We start from the raw sequence: 16407 nt of genomic DNA, 5'->3' as shown, positions 1-16407 counted from the left end.
GCGAAAACAGGTCGTCACTGGACGCCCTGAGCCGCACGATCGAGGGCCTTGAGGCGCGAATTGAAGACCTGATGAACGGTCCCGGCCACCGCGATCCTCGCCGCGGCGCGGAACCCGAGCGCATGCGTGAACGCGACGAGCGCCGCACCGGGCGTCCGGCCATCGGCGCACCGAATCCGCTCGACGAAATTCGCCAGCGCCAGCGCGCGCTCGAAGCCGGCCACACGCCGTCCCGCCCTGCCGATCCCTATGAGCCGCGCCTGTCTAGCCATTACGAGGAGCGCCCCGCGCCGGGCCCGCGCGACTATGCCCGCAGCGAGGCCCCGAGGCGCGACAACGGCATGAAGGACATTGCCCGGGCACTCGTCGATCTGCGCCAGGAGCTGAAGCAGGATATTTCCGAAGGCGTTTCGCGCGAGATCGGCGGCCTTCTCTCCGAAATCCGCACGATCAAGGCGATGGCCGGCGACCGCCGCTATGCCGAGGACATGCGCGGCGACCTCGCCCGGCTTGCCGAGGGAATCGGCCATATCAGCCGCCAGGCCCAGCCGGACGACGCCGCAAGCCTGCGTGCCGAATTCGAGGACCTGCGCGCCATGATGGACGGCCTCGCCCGCGAGGAGTCCGTGCGCCGCATGGAAAGCCGCTGGAACGGCGTCGAGGAGCGCCTTCAGGGCTTCAGCACCGACGCGCTCCAGGACGAACTGGTCGCACTCGCCTACCGTCTCGACGACATCAAGTCGCAGCTCGGCTCGATGAGCGACAGCCCGGCGATCCGCACGCTCGAAAACCGCATGATGTCCATCGCCACCTCGCTCGACGACCTCGGCAGGCGCATCGAACCGCGCAACGAGATCGTCGCCGAGCAGTTCGCCGGCCTCGACCGCAGGCTGGACGAGATTTCCCGCGCCATCGCCGCGACGCCACGCAATGCCGCGCCGGCAATGGACCCGATCTTCCTTCAGCGGCTCGAAAACCGCATCGGCGCGCTGGCCGAGCAGATCGAGGATATCGGCGTGGCCGCAAGCCGGCCGGACCCCGCCATCGCGCTCAATTCGCGTCTCGAGACGCTGGCCGCACGGATCGAGGACCTTTCCGGCGACCGCGCGACCACGCGGCTTGACGAGCGGCTCGACGCCCTTTCGGCCCTGCTGGAGAACAGCCAGAAGCCGGCCCAGCAGGCGCCGGACCTGACCCGCACGCTCTCCGATATTTCGCGCAAGATCGACGCGCTCGACCACGGTCTGGTCAACGACGTTCTGGCCGAGCGTCTCGATTATCTCGCGCGCCGCATCGACGAGATCGAAACGCAGCCGCAGCCCGCCGCCGCTTTCGACGACAGCGCGCTTCGCCGTCTCGAAAGCCAGATCGGCGGCATTGCCGCGCGCCTCGACGAAACCGCCGCAGCGCCGGCGGACGAGGGGGCGCTCGCCGGTCTCGAAGCGCAGATCGCCAACCTGTCGCGCCTGATCAGCCAGCCGCAGGAGGCTCCCGCCGCCGCTTCGCTGTCGCCTGAAATCGAAAACCGCATGGCGGTGATCGAGGACTATATCGCCACCAGCGACGAATATGTCATCGAGGCCGCCCGGCAGGCGGCGGAAGCCGTGCTGGACGGCTTCATGCGCAATGGCGGCGCCACCGCCGGCTCCGTTCCGCCCGCCGACATCAATGCCCTGACGGGGCTTGCGGAAGACCTGCGCCATCTCGAGGAGTTGACGCGCAGTTCCGACGAGCGGACGCACCGCACGTTCGAAGCGCTGCACGACACGCTGCTGCAAATCGCCGGACGCCTCGAATATATCGAGAATTCCGACAGGTCCGAAGCGCCCCGCGAAGAGACGGCGGCCGTTCCGCCGCGTGAAACCGCGACGCAGGCTGCGGTCTCCGTCGAGGCCGACGAGCCCGCCTACGCCTTCACCGGAAACGTCCGCCGCGAGGAGGCCGCGCCCGCCACGGCCAGCGCCGTTCCCGTCCTCAACGACGAGGGCGACGATTTTTTCGCCCCGCCGCCGGCACGCGCGCAAGCGACGCCCGCACCGGCGGCTGACGAGCAGGGCACCGATGGCCCCATCATCCGCGACGCGCTGCCGGAATGGGATTCCGCCTCATTGATCCGTCCGCCGGAAATGCCGGCTGCCGCACAGGAAAAGAAGGGGCTGCTCGGCAGCCTGACGCGGCGCTTCGCGAAGAAATCCCGGGAAAGCACCGCCGTGACCGGGCCGGGCCGCCAGGTGCTGGAACCGACGCCGCCGATCGCGCCGGACGACGCCGTGCTTGCCGGCGGTCCCGACGACCTTCTCGAACCGGGCACCGGCGTGCCGGACGTGAAGAAGATTCTCGAACGGGTTCGCGCCAGCCAGACCCGGGACGGCCAGCCGGAGGACGGCGGCCGCACGGATTATATTTCCGCCGCGCGCCGCGCCGCGCAAGCCGCCGCCCGCGAACTGGGCAACGATGCGGATGCGAAGGGTTCCGGCAAGAAGACCAAAGCCGGCAGGAAGGCGAAAGCCGCCCCGGTGTCGGGCGAAGGCAGGCTGGCGCGCTATCGCCGCCCGCTGCTGCTCACCGTCGGCGCGGTTCTGCTCGTCGTCATGAGCCTGCCGCTCGTCAACACGCTCCTGAAGGGCAACAGCGTGCCGCCGGTGGTCGACAACACGAACCGTCCGGCCATCGAGCAAAGCCTGCCCGGCGATGCCGGCGAAACGACCCCGGCTCCCGCAGGGCAAGCCCCGGCGGCAGCGTCCGGTCAAGGCGGGTCCGGCGCGCCGGCCAGCCCGATCGAGACCATTCCGCTCGCCCCGGCCGGTTCCACGGACGAGGAAAGCCGTTCCCCTTCCTCGTCGCTGGCCGTTCCCGAAGCCGACAAGGCCGCCATCTCCGTTCCGGAGGAGATACAGCCCGCAAGCCTCGCCGACGCCGCCCGTCAGGGCGACGCGCTCGCCCTGTTCGAGATCGGCGCACGCTACACGGAGGGACGCGACGGCGTTGCAGCGAACCTGCCGGAAGCCGCCGTCTGGTACAAGCTTTCCGCCGACCTCGGTTTCGCCCCGGCGCAATATCGCCTGGCCAACCTCTACGAGAAGGGCACCGGCGTCGCCCCGGACGCCGCCAGGGCGATGGACTACTACCGGAAGGCCGCCGCCCAGGGCAATGCCAGCGCCATGCACAACCTGGCCGTCATGTATGCCTCGGGCACCAACGGCGCGCCGGATCTCGAGGAAGCCGTGAACTGGTTCCGCCAGGCCGCCGACCTCGGCGTCTCGGACAGTCAGTTCAACCTCGCCATTCTCTATGCCCGCGGCTCGGGCATCGCCCGCGACCTCGAGGAAAGCTACAAGTGGTTCGCCATCGCGGCCGAAGCGGGCGACACCGACGCCGCGCAGAAGCGCGACGAGGTCGCCAACGCCCTGAAGCCGGAACAGCTCGAAAACGCCCGCGCCCGCGCCTCGCTGTGGAAGCAGCTTCCGCTGGACAGCAAGTCCAACGACGCGATCGTGCCGGACGAGTGGGCAGGCAAGGGGCTGAAGACCGCCTCCGTGGACATGAAGAAGGCGATCCACAACATTCAGGCCATCCTGAACAACAACGGCTACGACGCCGGCAAGCCGGACGGCGAAATGGGACCGAAGACGGTTGCCGCGATCAGGGCTTTCCAGACCTCCATAGGACAGGAACCGACCGGCAAGATCACCGACGGACTGGTCCACGAGCTTCTGGCACGCAACAAGTAAGGCCCCGGCCGGACGGGCGGGTTCGCCGCCGGAGCCTCCGCCCCGCGGCGATTGACACACCGGTCGGCGCGGTCAAAGATATCACCCGGCGCGGGAAGCTCCTGCGCCCCTTTGTTTCAACCGGCTCTCCCGTTTGCGACCTGCGGCGGATTCCCGGTCCACCGGCGTATCGAGGATACCGTGACCGTTTACCTGCCGATTGCAGAACTCTCGGTGAATGTGTTCATCATTCTCGGGATGGGGGCTGCCGTCGGCTTCCTGTCGGGCATGTTCGGCGTCGGCGGCGGCTTCCTCATCACGCCGCTGCTGATCTTCTACAACGTGCCGCCGGTCGTGGCCGTCGCCACCGGCACCAACCAGGTCATCGCCTCCTCGATGTCCGGCGCCATCACGCATTTCCGGCGCGGCACGCTGGATGCCAAGCTGGGGTCCGTCCTGCTCGTGGGCGGCCTGACGGGCGCGACCGTCGGGATATGGATATTTTCCTGGCTGAGACGGCTCGGCCAGCTGGATCTGATCATCTCGCTGCTCTACGTGATCCTGCTCGGCATCATCGGAAGCCTGATGCTGATGGAAAGCATCTCCGCCCTGCGCAAGGCCGCCCGCAACCAGCCCGTGTCGCTGAAGCGTCCCGGCCAGCACAACTGGGTACACGGCCTGCCCTTCAAGATGCGCTTCAAGAAATCGCGCATCTATCTCAGCGTCCTGCCGCTGATCGCGCTCGGCTTCATCATCGGCATCCTCACCTCGATCATGGGTGTCGGCGGCGGCTTCATCATGGTTCCGGCCATGATCTACCTGCTGCGCATTCCCACCAACGTCGTGGTCGGCACCTCGCAGTTCCAGATCATCTTCACCACCGCCTACGCCACCATCGTGCAGGCGGCGACGAACTACTCGGTCGATGTCGTGCTCGCCTTCATCCTGATGAGCGCCGGCGTGGTGGGCGCGCAATACGGCCTGCGCGTCGGGCAGAAGCTGCGCGGCGAACAATTGCGTGCGCTGCTGGCACTGCTGGTGCTTGCCGTCGGCGTTCGCCTGGCCATCGAACTCGTCGTCACCCCGGCGGATGTCTATTCCATCGCAATCGGAGGATATTGACGGATGGCCGCACGCCGCCTCGCAAACGTCCTTCTCGCCCTCGGCCTCACCGTTGCCGCGGCGCTTCCGGCGGCGGCACAATCGCTCGTACCGTTCCAGATGCCGGACAGCCCGCGCGAGACGATCGAGATCGGCACCTCGACCAGCGAAATCGCCATCACCTCGGATTTCCGCGGCGCCGATCTCACCGTCTTCGGCGCGCTCGGCAATCCCGACGCGCTGCTGCTCGCCATCGGCCAGTACGACATCATCGTGACGCTGGAAGGTCCCCTCGCCCCGGCCACGATCCGCCGCAAGGAACGCGTCATGGGGGTGTGGATCAACACCCAGTCGATGGCCTTCGCGCCGGTTCCGGAATCTTATTCGCTCGCCAGCACGCGGGCGCTGGAGGACATCGCCAGACCGCAGGTGCTTGCTGATGTGGGGGCGGGCTTCCACTACATGGCGCTCAATCCGACGGCGTTCGGCGGCGCGGCGGCGCGCCTCGGCGAGTTCCGCGACGCCTTTCGCCGCCTCAAGGAAACGCACGGCCTCTACCAGCGCGACACGAACGGGGTCCGCTTCGTCAGTTCCAACCTGTTTCGCGCCACGTTGCGGCTGCCCGCCAACATTCCCGACGGCGTGCATACGGTAAAGGCCTACCTGTTCAAGAGCGGAACCTATGTCACGGGCCGGACGTTACCCCTGCGCGTCGTGAAGACCGGCCTTGAGCAGGCGATCACCGAAGCCGCCCACGAGACCCCGTATCTCTACGGCATCTTCTGCGTGTTCCTCGCCATCGCAACCGGCTGGGGTGCCAGCCTGATCTTCCGCAAGGATTGAGGAGAAAGCCATGTATCACCATGTCCTGATCCCGACCGACGGGTCCGACCTGTCGGCCAAGGCCGTTGAGCAGGGCCTGCAACTGGCGAAAGCCCTCGGCGCCCGCGTAACCCTCCTGTCCATCGTCGAACCGCAGCCGCTGGTGTCCGTCGAGAACGTGCAGCTTGCCGGCATGGGAACGGATTTCCTCGAAATCGCCCATAACGAAGCCAAGGCGGTTCTCGGCGAGGCCGAAAGCCGGGCGGAGGAACTGGGCGTTGCCGTGGAAAGCATTGTCGCCGACGGAACCGATGCGGCCGGCAGCATCGTCCAGGCTGCCGACGAGGCCGGCTGCGACCTGATCGCGATGGGCTCGCGCGGGCGCAGCGGGCTGACCGCGCTGGTTCTTGGCAGCGTGACGATGCGTGTCCTGAACGAATCCACGGTGCCGGTCATCGTCTACCGGTGATCATCCCGACAGTCGCCCGTACCGCACCGAATAGACCCGGCCCGCATTGAGCAGGTGGGCCGTCAGCCGTGCAGGGTCGAAGAGGCCGCCGAAGGCCCTGTGGCGCAGGTCGAGGCCGCCGGTCATGACGCCGAAGGATGGCATGACCAGCCGCTCCCCGTCGCAGGCGAAACAGGGCCGGCGCACCGTCTTTTCCCACCGGGTGACGGCGGCGGCGGGATGGAGATGACCCGCCACCTCGCCCCGCGCCCGGCCCGGTTTCGGTTCGTGCCGGAAGACGAGCGCCCCGAACGCGATTTCATCGGCAACCTCGCCCGCAAGCCCCTCGACGCCGTCCGGGTCATGGTTGCCGTTGATCCATATCCACTGCCGTCCGCGCGCGAGCGATGAAAGCCGTTCGCGAAACGGGAAGGCAAGCTGCGACGAGCCGATGCGGTCGTGAAAGCTGTCGCCGAGGCTGACGACGATGTCGGGATCGCGCCGGGCGACGGCCTGTTCCAGAAGGGCAAGGGTCGCGGCCGTATCGTAGGGCGGCAGGAACTGGCGGCGGCGGGCGAAAGCCGCCCCCTTTTCCAGATGCAGGTCGGAAACGACGAGCAGGCGGAATTCCGGCAACCAGAGCGCGCCGGTAGGCTCGCAAACCGCCCGCGTGCCGGCGACCGTGATCGCCGCTCCGCTCTCGGGCGCCGCCCTCTTCAACGTTTCCGCCAGAACCATGCGGTTCATGCCTCGTCCTCTATCCTCAATGCTTCTTCCACCAGATCGCCCGCCGCCTCTTCCAGAACCGCATCCTCGGCGCTGCCCGTCACCGGCTCGCGGCCGATTTCGAGCAGCACGGGCACGGCCAAAGGCGAGACACGCGTCAGCGCCTTGTGGGTGATATGGCCCCTGATTCGCTTCAGCATAGCGCCAAGACGGGCAATATCCAGAAGCCCCGTCGCCGCATCGCGCCTTGCCGCCTCGAGCAGGATGTGATCCGGCTCGTGGCTGCGCAGAACGTCGTAGATGAGGTCGGTCGAGACCGTCACCTGCCGCCCGGTCTTCTCCCTGCCCGGATGCCGCCGCTCGATCAAGCCGGCAATAACGGCACAATTGCGGAAGGTGCGCTTCAGCATGAAGGATTCGGCCAGCCACGCCTCGAGATCGTCGCCCAGCATGTCCTCGTCGAACAGGTCGCCGAAATCGACGCCCTCCATGTCTTCGAGCCCCCAGACGGCAAGCGAGTAATCGGTAGCAGCAAAGCCGGTCGGACGGGCGCCCATGCGCTCCAGCCGCCGGGTGAGGAGCAGGCCGAGCGTCTGGTGCGCCAGCCGGCCCTCGAAGGGATAGGCGACCATGTAGAAACGGCTGCCGCGCGGAAACGTCTCGATCAGCAATTCCCCGCGCTTCGGCAGGATGGAGCGCAGCCGCTGGATTTCCAGCCATTCGCGCACCTGCTGCGGCAGCTTACTCCAGCTTGAGGGATCGGCGAGCATGGCGCGCACCTGATCGGCCAGAAAGGTCGAGAGCGGAAACTTGCCGCCCGCATAGGCCGGGATCTTCGGATCGAAAGAGAAGGCCTGGCTGACGAGGCACTCGTTCTCGCGGATGCCCTCGAAGCGCAGCACCTTGCCGGAAAACAGGAACGTATCGCCCTGCACGAGCTGTTCGAGGAAATATTCCTCGACCTTGCCGAGCGACAGGCCGCCGAAGCGGGCCTTGCCGCCATGTTTCACCAGCCGCACGTTCAGCATCGGCGCCTCGACGATGGTGCCGAGATTGAGCCGGTAGGTCTGGGCGACCGCCGGGTTGGAAATCCGCCACAGCCCGTCCGCATTCGGCCGGATCTTCGCATAGCGCTCGTATGTCTTCAGCGCATAGCCGCCGGTCGCGACGAAATCGACGATCCGGTCGAAGGTTTCGCGCGGCAAGCCGCGATAGGGCCCGGCGGTCGTGACTTCCGCGTAGAGTGCATCCGCCACAAAGGGTTCGGCGCAGGCCATGCCGAGCACATGCTGGGCGAGAACGTCGAGCGCACCCTCGCCGATCGGCGGCGTATCCTGCGCGCCGAGATAATTGGCGTCGAGCGCGGCGCGGCACTCCATGACCTCGAAACGGTTGGCGGGCACGAGAATGGCGCGGCTCGGCTCGTCCATGCGGTGATTGGCGCGGCCGATGCGCTGGGCCAGACGGCTCGCCCCCTTCGGCGCGCCGACATGCAGGACGAGATCGACGTCGCCCCAGTCGATGCCGAGATCGAGCGTCGATGTGGCGACGACCGCCCTCAGACGATTGTCGGCCATCGCCGCCTCGACCCTGCGGCGCTGGGCCACGTCCAGCGAGCCGTGATGCAGCGCAATCGGCAGGTTGTCGTCGTTGATGCTCCAGAGTTCCTGAAACAGCATTTCCGCCTGGCTGCGGGTGTTGACGAAGATGAGCGCCATCTTCGCGCGCTTCAGCGTTTCGTAGATATCCGGCACCGCGTAACGCGCCGAATGGCCGGACCAGGGGATGCGTTCTTCCGTCGACAGGATGGAGATATCGGGCTTCGCGCCGCCCTTCACCGTCACAAGGCCGGCATGGGCCTCGCCGTCCCGCGGCTGGCCGACCAGCCAGCGCTGCAACTCCATCGGCTCGGAAACGGTCGCCGACAGGCCGATCGTCTTCAGGCCGGGCGCGATCTGGCGCAGGCGCGCCAGCCCGAGCGAAAGCAGGTGGCCACGCTTGGAGGTAACGAGGGCGTGCAACTCGTCCAGCACCACATATTCGAGATCGCGGAAGAACCGCCCGGCCTGACCGTTGGCCAGCAGCAGCGCCACCTGTTCCGGCGTCGTCAGCAGGATATCCGGCGGGTTGAGCTTCTGGCGCTGGCGCTTGGAAACCGGCGTGTCGCCGGTGCGGTTCTCGATGGTGATCGGCAGGCCCATCTCCGATACGGGCTTCATCAGATTGCGCTCGATATCGACGGCGAGCGCCTTGAGCGGCGAGACGTAGAGCGTGTGGATGCCGGTGAACGGACTGCCCGGCGGCAGCCTGCCCCGCTCCGTCAGGGCCGTCAGCGAAGGCAGGAAACCGGCCAGCGTCTTGCCCGCCCCGGTCGGCGCGATCAGGAGCGTGCTTTGCCCGGCGCGCGCGCGTTCGAGCAACGCAAGCTGATGCGGCCGGGGCGACCAGCCCTTTTCCGCAAACCAGCGTTCGAAAATCGTCGGAAGGAGCGCGCCCTGTTCCGGCATCAGACGGCGATATAGCGGTCGCGGCGATGGTTGACCGCCAGCACGAGGTTGATCGCCACGGCGCCGAGAACGGAGGCGAAGACGATGCGGGGACTGGCGACGAGGAAGGAGGTCGCGAGGATGATCAGGTCGAGACCGAGCTGGACCAGCCCGGCCCGGATGCCGTAGCGATCCTGAAGCCAGAGCGCCAGAACGCCGAAACCACCGAGGCTCGCCCGGTGGCGGAAGAAGACCAGCATGCCGTTCCCGAGCAGCACGCCGCCGAACAGCGCGGCAACCACCGGATCGAGGAAGCCGAAGCCGATGTAGCGCGGCAGTGCTTCCGCCATCAGCGACGTGATCGTCACCGCGATGAAGGTCTTGACGGTGAAGGAAAGCCCGACCTTCTTCCAGGCGAGATAGTAGAAGGGCAGGTTGATGGCAAAGAAGGCCGCGCCGAAGGGAAACTCGAAGGCGTAATAGGCCAGGAAGGCCACGCCCGCCGTTCCGCCGCTCAGCAGCCCCGCGCTCTTCAGCAGTGCCACCCCGAGCGCCGAAAGCATGGCGCCCACGACCAGCGCCTGCGCGTCCTCCGCCAGCGAATGGCGGACCGGCGTCGACTCCAGCATCATCTTCAGGATTTTCTTCTCGGACAAGACGTACCTCCGAATCCTGCCTTCAGGCAGGTCCCTTGCCGTTTTAGCGGCTCCGATACGTCAATCAAGCCCGCTTCATTTCAGGACGATGTAACGGTCCTTGCGATGGTTGATGGCAACGAAGAGATTGATGACCACCGCCGAAAGCACCGAGCAGGCGACGATATAGGGATCGACCACGAAGAAGGCCGCAACCAGCACGCCGACATCGAAGATCATCTGCACCAGGCCGGCGCGGATGCCGAAACGATCCTGAAGATAGATGCCGAGAATGCCGACGCCGCCGAGGCTCGCCCGGTGGCGATAGAGCGCCAGCAGGCCGTAGCCGAGAAGAAGGCCGCCAAGAACGGCGGCCCAGACCGGGTTCAGCCGGTCGAGACCGAGGAAGTGCGGCTGGATTTCCGTGATCAGCGACGTCAGCCCGATGGCGACGAAGGTCTTGATGGTGAAATCCCATCCGACCTTGCGGATCGAGAGATAGTAGAACGGCAGGTTCACGATGAAGAACCACACGCCGAAACTGGTGTTGGTGACATAGTGCAGGAGGAAGGCGACACCGGCGGTGCCGCCGGTCAGAAGCCCCGCCTTGGCAAGCAGGAAGAAGCCGAGCGACGAAACCATCGCTCCCGTCAGCAGGCCCTGGAAATCTTCCGTCGCGGTATGATGGGTCGGGCTGGTGTTCCAGAATCCCGGTACCTTGCTCAACTGCGGCATATGCGGCTCTCCAGCTTCGTTTCCAAGGCAAGTACGGGCGGATTGTGCCGTGAGCCGGCCCGGTTTTCAAGACGGTTCGGTCAGCAATGCTGACCTATCGGGTTCGCTTGCGCAAAATAGCAAGAAACGATCCGTTCAACCCGTCCTTTCCGCAATAAACACAAAGCCGAAGACCGGTTTCCCCCTGTCCATGCGAAGGGTCACGCGCTCGAAGAGCCGACGTTCGAAGCCGTGGCGAGCGAAAAGCCCGCCGACATGCGCCTCGGAATGGGCGTAGCGCAGCGACGGCTGCAAGACATAGCCTTCTTCCGCCGTCTCGACGGAAAAGGCGAAGAAACCGTTCGGCTTCACCAGTTCGGCCGCGAGCGCAAAGACCGCATCGAGATCGCCGAGATATATCATGACGTCTGCGGCGAGCACGAGATCGGCGCGGCGGCGCGGCAGGCCGGCGGCGAACAGGCCGCTTTCCTCCACCGACAGCGACAGGTCGGCGCGGCCGAGATGGTCGTACACGCCTTTCTCGCGGGCCCTGGCGAGCATGTTGGCGGAAATGTCGAAGCCTTCGAGACGCTCCGCAAGGGGACGCACTTCCGGCCCGGCCAGCCCGGTGCCGCACCCGATATCCGCGACGAGGGAAAAGTGCTGCCTGCCGCCACCGTGGGCCGCGATGCGCTCCGCCAGGAGCGCCGGAAGATCGTAGCCGAGCTTTCCGGTGAGCGCCTCCTCGAAACGATCGGCATAGTCGTCGAACAGGCTTTCGGCATAGGCGCTTTCCGGACGGGCCGGCATGTCCGCCGCGCCGAGCACGGCCAGTTTCAGGTTCGCGCCGAAGATGTCCTCGCCCCCGCCCTGCGCCACGCGGGCATAGGCCTCGACCGCACCGTCGCGGTTTCCGGCCTTTTCCCTGTATTCGCCGAGCTGGAACCAGCCGGCGCGCCATCCGGGCGCCAGTTCCAGCGCCTGTTCCATCAGTTCCGCCGCCTCGGCGAAGAGACCGTCACCGGACAGCAGTTTCGCGTAGGCGGCGCGGCGGTCTGCGAGAAGATCGCCCGAAGAAAGGCTGGCCGGCACCATTGCGATATCCTGAAACACAAGGGAAAGGGTGCGCTTCCATGCTCAATCGCGCGGCCGAAAGCAAGAGGGATTTTCAAGGCGGCTGAAACCGGCACGCCGGATGCCTCTCCCCCCTTGCCGCACAGGTCGCGAGGGCCTATCTCTCCGAAACCAAGGAGAAAGCAGCGCATGTCCGATCAGTTGAACCGTTTTCTGGGCGATACGCCTTTACGCACCATCGTGAAACTGGTGCTGGTTTCCCTCGTCGTCGGCTTCGTCATGGCCTTCTTCGGCGTGTTTCCGATGGATATTCTCAACGGCCTGCACCGATTCTTCCTCGGCCTGTGGTATCGCGGCTTCGAGGCGCTCGGCGAGGTGTGGAGCTATCTGGTGATCGGCGCGACGGTGGTGATCCCCGTCTTCGTCATCCTGCGCATCCTGAGCTACAGGCGCTGACCCGTGCCGCACAGCCTTTCCCGCCGCGCCCTTTCCGTCATGGCCATCGGCTCGCTCTGTGCCCTTGTCGCCTGCACCGGCATGCAGCCGCAGCGCTCCTTCACCGGAACCGCGGAAGACCGGACCGCCGAGGCGCTCGGCGCGGTGAACGAACTGCGCGCCAGCAAGGGATTGCCGGCGCTTGCAGCGGCCCAGCCGACGCGGGCGGCAGCACTCGACCAGGCCCGGCGCATGGCGGCCAACGGCCAGATGAAGCATCTGATGGGGCTCGGCGACAGTTTCGGCGCACGCATGCGGGCTGCGAACGTGCCGCTGCCGGCGGCCGAAAACATCGCCGCCGGGCAACAGGCGACGGATGCGGCCGTCAAGGCGTGGATCGCCTCGCCCCGCCATCTCGAAAACATGCTCGGCCCATCCTACACCGCGCTCGGCGTGGCGGTGGCGCGCGATCCCGCCAGCGGCAATCGCCCCTACTGGGCGATGGTGCTTTCGCGCTAGAGGCATTTCCAGCAAAAGTGTGAAGCAGTTTTGCGCCCGGAAATGCTCTGAGGCGGGAGCGCCGGATCAGAACCGGGCCGCCCGGCTTTCCACGTCACGGTCGCGCAGGTCGCGGATCGAGGACACGCCTTCACGGTCGAGCAGGGCCGGCAGGTCCTTCAGGATGGCGGCTGCGATGCCCGGCCCTTCGTAGACCATCATCGAATAGAGCTGCACGAGATCGGCGCCTGCCCTGACCTTGGCGACGACATCGGCCGCCGTCGACACGCCGCCCGCGCCGATGATCGGCAGGTCGGGGCCGACGCGCTTTCGGGTCGCGGCCAGCACGGCGGTCGAACGTTCGAACAGCGGCTTGCCGGACATGCCGCCGGCTTCCTTCGCGGCCGTGCGGTCCGTCAGCCCTTCGCGAGACAGTGTGGTGTTGGATACGATCAGGCCGTCGAGATCGTGTTCCCGCACCTCCGCGGCGATGTCGTCCAGCCCTTCGGGGGTCAGGTCCGGCGCGATCTTCAGGAAAACCGGAACATGCCGGCCGGCCTTGCCGGCCTCGTCGGCGCGGGCGGCCAGCACCGCGGCAAGCAGGCCGGCAAGGCTGTCGCGCGCCTGGAGATCGCGCAGGCCCGGCGTGTTGGGCGAGGAAATGTTGACCGTGAAATAGGTCGCCACGGCGTAGAAGCGGCGAATGCCCTCGACATAATCGGCGATGCGGTCGGCGCTGTCCTTGTTGGCGCCGATATTGACGCCGACGACGCCCGGCCGGCCGGCGCGCGCCTTCAGCAGCGCGAGCGCCGGAGCATGGCCTTCATTGTTGAAACCCATGCGGTTGATGACCGCCTCGTCCGCCGGCAGGCGAAACAGGCGCGGCCGGGTATTGCCGGCCTGCGGCTTCGGCGTCAGCGTGCCGACCTCGGCAAAGCCGAAGCCCAGCCTGAGCAGCGCATCCGGCACCTCGGCGTTCTTGTCGAAGCCGGCGGCCATGCCGAGCGGATTGGGAAAGTCCACCCCCGCCACCGTCACCGCCAGGCGCGGATCGGAAACGGGCCGGCAGGACGGCACGATGCCCGCCTTCAGCGCCTTGATCGTCAGTCCGTGGGCGATTTCCGGATCGATGAGAAACAGGCCCGGGCGCGCAAGCTTGAAAAGACTGGTCATGCGAGAGTCTCCGCGAAGATATGCAAACCGTCCTCGCCGAGCGGCAGGGCGGTTTCGGAAAGGACCGCCGAGAACGGCAGGGAGGCATAGAGATGGGGAAAGAGGTCGCCGCCGCGCGAGGGCTCGAAGACGAGTGCCTCCCCGAGCACCCGCGCATCGACCGCCACCAGCAGCAAATCCGTCTGGCCGGCGAAATGCCGGGCCGCGGTTTCCTTCACCTGCGCAGCCGTCGAGAAATGGATGAATCCATCGGCCAGATCGACCGGCGCGCCTTCGAAAAGACCCTTTTGCCGCGCCTCATCCCAGAGCGGGGCGGGAACGATCTTGTAGACGACGGCAGGATATGGGCGCTCGGACATGGCGGCCTTCCTCGGAACGATTGAATATGACGCCCCGTTTGCCGCAAAATGCAGGCCATGTCCATGACCGAAACGGCCATGCCGGCCGAGCGGGCGGAAGAGGAGGACCGAACCATGCGCAGCGCCGCGACCCTTGCCTTTCTGGCCGCCCTCGTCCCGGCCGCCGCACCGGCACAACCGGCGGAAGATATCCGGGCCGACCGGTTCGTGCTGGAAAAATCGGAGGAGGGCTTCGTGCGCATGGACCGGCAGACCGGCGCGATGTCCTATTGCACGCTGGCGGACGGCACCCTGACCTGCCGGATGGCCGCCGACGAGAAGCAGGCTTTCGAAACCGAGCTGGATCGTCTGGAAAAGCGCGTCGCCGCCCTCGAAGGACGGGAGCCTTCGTCCCGCTCACCCCTGCCGAGCGACGCGGAAATCGACAAGTCGATCTCCATCATGGAACGGTTCATGCGGGCATTCATGAACCTCGTCGAAGAATTCAGCGGCCGGCAACAGCAACCCGACCGGACCTGACACGCCTGGCCCAAGGTTTCACGGTTAAGCACCGTGAATATGACAGGCCGCAACCCCGGACTATTGTATAAAACTCCATACCCGGTTAAAGAGAAACGACTGGCGGGATTGTAAACACGTTCTTGGGAGGGAACACCGGAATGGCTGCATTGACCATCATCATCGCCGACGATCACCCCCTGTTTCGTGGCGCCCTGCGGCAGGCCGTCGACGGCATCGAGGGCCGTGTCACGATCGTCGAGGCAGGCGATTTCGACGACGCCCGCAAGGCCGCCGCGGATCACTGCGACGCCGACCTCATGCTGCTCGATCTGGCCATGCCCGGCGTCAGCGGCTTCTCGGGCCTGATGTCGCTGCGGGCCGAATTCTACGGCCTGCCGATCGTGATCGTTTCGGCGACCGACGATCCGACCACCATCCACCGCGCCATCGAACTCGGCGCCTCGGGATTCATTTCCAAGTCGTCGGGCATCGAGGATATCCGCAACAGCATCCGCACCGTGCTGGAAGGCGATATCGCCACGCCCGAATCCTACAAGGGTGCCCAGGAACAGGACCCGGACATGGCGGAGCTGATCACCCGCCTGCGCACCCTGACACCGCAGCAGAACCGCGTTCTGAACATGCTGCGCGAAGGCCTGCTGAACAAGCAGATCGCCTACGAACTCGGCGTTTCCGAAGCCACCATCAAGGCGCATGTCTCGGCCATCCTGCTGAAGCTCAAGGTCGACAGCCGCACCCAGGCCGTCATCCAGCTCAGCAAGATCAACATGGCGCTGGTCGCTTGAGCGGACAGGGAGAGGATTTTATTCCTCTCCCTCTTTACTCGTCCCCGCAGTGCCGCTAATCTTCCAGCGACCTGCGTGCCGGGTCCCGGTTCTGCCCGCAACGCTTTCCGTTTCGAGGATTTTTCGCCGGGATGCGTGGCGCATCGGCGCGAAAAAGGCGGCCTGAGGCTCGCCGTCGCATTCGGCCCGCAGGAATTTATGCTGCGCCGGAACGGCGCCGGGGTGGGGAGTGGGCGACAATGCTTTCGCACGAGACGATTTGGGATGCGCTGGACGCCCTTGCGGAAAACCATCAGCTGACCCCGTCCGGCCTCGCCCGCAAGGCGGGCCTCGACCCCACCGCGTTCAACAAGTCCAAGCGGCTCGGCCCCGACGGACGGCTGCGCTGGCCCTCGACCGAATCGATCGCCAAGGTTCTGGAGGCGACGGGCGCGAGCCTGGACGAATTCTTCAGCCGCATCGCCCCTCCGAACGGTCGCGACGCCTCCCTGCCGCACGGCGCCTTTCCGCCCCAGACCAGCGCCATACCGCTTCTGGGCTTCGCGCAGGCCGGCGCGGGAGGCTTTTTCGACGACGGCGGTTTTCCCGCCGGCCAGGGCTGGGATATCGTCGATTTTCCGGCCGATCCCGCCCGGCGCACGGGTTGTTATGCGCTGGAGGTTCAGGGCGAAAGCATGCAGCCGCTTTACCGCGACGGCGACGTGCTGATCGTGGAGCCCAGCGCCCAGGTGCGGCGCGGCGACCGTGTCGTGGTGAAGACGCGCGAAGGCGAGGTCATGGCAAAGGTGCTGCTGCGCCAGACGCCCCGGACCATCGAGCTGGTCTCGCTCAATCCCGAACACCCGAACCGCACCCTCGACATGAGCGAGGTCGAATGGGTGGCCCGCATCATCTGGGCCAGCCAGTAGGCGTCACCAGC

Annotated in this window: 16 protein-coding genes; 9 read left to right on the top strand and 7 right to left on the bottom strand. The window is 66.3% G+C overall.

Features of this window, described 5'->3' with window-relative positions; genetic code table 11:
* Positions 1 to 122 precede the first annotated feature (122 nt).
* The 4 genes from NOF55_RS02695 to NOF55_RS02680 all read left to right on the top strand — a co-directional run bounded on the left by NOF55_RS02695 (position 123) and on the right by NOF55_RS02680 (position 6102).
* Positions 123 to 3731 (top strand): peptidoglycan-binding protein, encoded by a 3609-nt coding sequence (locus NOF55_RS02695; protein ID WP_306409765.1) that lies wholly within the window; start codon positions 123 to 125, stop codon positions 3729 to 3731.
* Positions 3732 to 3911: 180 nt separating this feature from the next.
* Positions 3912 to 4832 carry a sulfite exporter TauE/SafE family protein gene (locus NOF55_RS02690; RefSeq protein ID WP_306409764.1) on the top strand — a complete coding sequence of 307 codons (921 nt, stop codon included), beginning with the start codon at positions 3912 to 3914 and terminating at the stop codon, positions 4830 to 4832.
* Positions 4833 to 4835: 3 nt separating this feature from the next.
* Positions 4836 to 5654, top strand: a complete 819-nt coding sequence (locus NOF55_RS02685; protein WP_306409763.1) for a TIGR02186 family protein — start codon at positions 4836 to 4838, stop codon at positions 5652 to 5654.
* 10 nt (positions 5655 to 5664) lie between these two features.
* Entirely contained in the window at positions 5665 to 6102 is a 438-nt protein-coding gene (locus NOF55_RS02680; protein WP_306409762.1) for a universal stress protein, read from the top strand.
* Here NOF55_RS02680 and pdeM read toward each other — a convergent pair whose 3' ends face one another.
* The 5 genes from pdeM to NOF55_RS02655 all read right to left on the bottom strand — a co-directional run bounded on the left by pdeM (position 6103) and on the right by NOF55_RS02655 (position 11737).
* Positions 6103 to 6828 (bottom strand): ligase-associated DNA damage response endonuclease PdeM, encoded by a 726-nt coding sequence (gene pdeM, locus NOF55_RS02675; RefSeq protein WP_370868880.1) that lies wholly within the window; start codon positions 6826 to 6828, stop codon positions 6103 to 6105. It abuts the gene before it with no gap.
* Entirely contained in the window at positions 6825 to 9314 is a 2490-nt protein-coding gene (locus tag NOF55_RS02670) for a ligase-associated DNA damage response DEXH box helicase (protein WP_306409761.1), read from the bottom strand. Before NOF55_RS02670 ends, pdeM begins: the two co-directional genes overlap by 4 nt.
* Complete coding sequence (locus tag NOF55_RS02665) at positions 9314 to 9925, bottom strand: YitT family protein (protein WP_306410180.1); 612 nt, start codon at positions 9923 to 9925, stop codon at positions 9314 to 9316. The genes NOF55_RS02670 and NOF55_RS02665 overlap by 1 nt, the downstream gene beginning before the upstream one ends.
* A 99-nt stretch (positions 9926 to 10024) precedes the next feature.
* Positions 10025 to 10663, bottom strand: a complete 639-nt coding sequence (locus tag NOF55_RS02660) for a YitT family protein (protein ID WP_306409760.1) — start codon at positions 10661 to 10663, stop codon at positions 10025 to 10027.
* Between the two features lie 135 nt (positions 10664 to 10798).
* Positions 10799 to 11737, bottom strand: a complete 939-nt coding sequence (locus NOF55_RS02655; protein ID WP_306409759.1) for a class I SAM-dependent DNA methyltransferase — start codon at positions 11735 to 11737, stop codon at positions 10799 to 10801.
* A gap of 168 nt (positions 11738 to 11905) precedes the next feature.
* On the opposite strand from NOF55_RS02655, the gene NOF55_RS02650 reads away from it, so the two are divergent.
* Both NOF55_RS02650 and NOF55_RS02645 read left to right on the top strand, forming a co-directional pair.
* Entirely contained in the window at positions 11906 to 12172 is a 267-nt protein-coding gene (locus NOF55_RS02650) for a DUF6460 domain-containing protein (RefSeq protein WP_306409758.1), read from the top strand.
* A gap of 39 nt (positions 12173 to 12211) precedes the next feature.
* Positions 12212 to 12670 carry a CAP domain-containing protein gene (locus tag NOF55_RS02645; protein ID WP_306410179.1) on the top strand — a complete coding sequence of 153 codons (459 nt, stop codon included), beginning with the start codon at positions 12212 to 12214 and terminating at the stop codon, positions 12668 to 12670.
* 66 nt (positions 12671 to 12736) lie between these two features.
* Here NOF55_RS02645 and NOF55_RS02640 read toward each other — a convergent pair whose 3' ends face one another.
* On the bottom strand, positions 12737 to 13822 hold the full coding sequence (locus NOF55_RS02640; protein ID WP_306409757.1) for a quinone-dependent dihydroorotate dehydrogenase: 1086 nt from the start codon (positions 13820 to 13822) through the stop codon (positions 12737 to 12739).
* Positions 13819 to 14181, bottom strand: coding sequence for a DUF952 domain-containing protein (locus NOF55_RS02635; protein WP_306409756.1), 363 nt, complete (start codon positions 14179 to 14181; stop codon positions 13819 to 13821). The genes NOF55_RS02640 and NOF55_RS02635 overlap by 4 nt, the downstream gene beginning before the upstream one ends.
* Positions 14182 to 14295: 114 nt before the next feature.
* Between NOF55_RS02635 and NOF55_RS02630 the strand changes: the two genes are divergently transcribed.
* From NOF55_RS02630 to NOF55_RS02620, 3 genes are all read left to right on the top strand, one after another.
* Positions 14296 to 14700: a hypothetical protein gene (locus NOF55_RS02630; RefSeq protein WP_370868922.1), complete on the top strand. Its 405-nt coding sequence runs from the start codon at positions 14296 to 14298 to the stop codon at positions 14698 to 14700.
* A 140-nt stretch (positions 14701 to 14840) separates the two neighbouring features.
* Positions 14841 to 15488, top strand: coding sequence for a response regulator (locus NOF55_RS02625; RefSeq protein ID WP_306409754.1), 648 nt, complete (start codon positions 14841 to 14843; stop codon positions 15486 to 15488).
* A gap of 239 nt (positions 15489 to 15727) precedes the next feature.
* Positions 15728 to 16396, top strand: coding sequence for a S24 family peptidase (locus NOF55_RS02620; RefSeq protein WP_306409753.1), 669 nt, complete (start codon positions 15728 to 15730; stop codon positions 16394 to 16396).
* Positions 16397 to 16407 lie beyond the last annotated feature (11 nt).

The organism is Ectorhizobium quercum (genome assembly GCF_026552795.1).
GTDB classification, from domain to species: Bacteria; Pseudomonadota; Alphaproteobacteria; order Rhizobiales; family Rhizobiaceae; genus Ectorhizobium; species Ectorhizobium quercum.
Note: the sequence above shows the minus strand (reverse complement) of the source record. Positions and strands in the feature narration are given on the sequence as shown.

Excerpts from the sequence above, each read along its gene's own strand:
- NOF55_RS02695 (WP_306409765.1), top strand. The coding sequence starts at position 123 with ATGCGTGAACGCGACGAGCGCCGCACCGGGCGTCCGGCCATCGGCGCA.
- NOF55_RS02685 (WP_306409763.1), top strand. The coding sequence starts at position 4,836 with ATGGCCGCACGCCGCCTCGCAAACGTCCTTCTCGCCCTCGGCCTCACC.
- NOF55_RS02680 (WP_306409762.1), top strand. The coding sequence starts at position 5,665 with ATGTATCACCATGTCCTGATCCCGACCGACGGGTCCGACCTGTCGGCC.
- pdeM (WP_370868880.1), bottom strand. The coding sequence starts at position 6,828 with ATGAACCGCATGGTTCTGGCGGAAACGTTGAAGAGGGCGGCGCCCGAG.
- NOF55_RS02670 (WP_306409761.1), bottom strand. The coding sequence starts at position 9,314 with ATGCCGGAACAGGGCGCGCTCCTTCCGACGATTTTCGAACGCTGGTTT.
- NOF55_RS02665 (WP_306410180.1), bottom strand. The coding sequence starts at position 9,925 with ATGATGCTGGAGTCGACGCCGGTCCGCCATTCGCTGGCGGAGGACGCG.
- NOF55_RS02660 (WP_306409760.1), bottom strand. The coding sequence starts at position 10,663 with ATGCCGCAGTTGAGCAAGGTACCGGGATTCTGGAACACCAGCCCGACC.
- NOF55_RS02655 (WP_306409759.1), bottom strand. The coding sequence starts at position 11,737 with ATGGTGCCGGCCAGCCTTTCTTCGGGCGATCTTCTCGCAGACCGCCGC.
- NOF55_RS02650 (WP_306409758.1), top strand. The coding sequence starts at position 11,906 with ATGTCCGATCAGTTGAACCGTTTTCTGGGCGATACGCCTTTACGCACC.
- NOF55_RS02645 (WP_306410179.1), top strand. The coding sequence starts at position 12,212 with ATGGCCATCGGCTCGCTCTGTGCCCTTGTCGCCTGCACCGGCATGCAG.
- NOF55_RS02640 (WP_306409757.1), bottom strand. The coding sequence starts at position 13,822 with ATGACCAGTCTTTTCAAGCTTGCGCGCCCGGGCCTGTTTCTCATCGAT.
- NOF55_RS02635 (WP_306409756.1), bottom strand. The coding sequence starts at position 14,181 with ATGTCCGAGCGCCCATATCCTGCCGTCGTCTACAAGATCGTTCCCGCC.
- NOF55_RS02630 (WP_370868922.1), top strand. The coding sequence starts at position 14,296 with ATGCGCAGCGCCGCGACCCTTGCCTTTCTGGCCGCCCTCGTCCCGGCC.
- NOF55_RS02625 (WP_306409754.1), top strand. The coding sequence starts at position 14,841 with ATGGCTGCATTGACCATCATCATCGCCGACGATCACCCCCTGTTTCGT.
- NOF55_RS02620 (WP_306409753.1), top strand. The coding sequence starts at position 15,728 with ATGCTTTCGCACGAGACGATTTGGGATGCGCTGGACGCCCTTGCGGAA.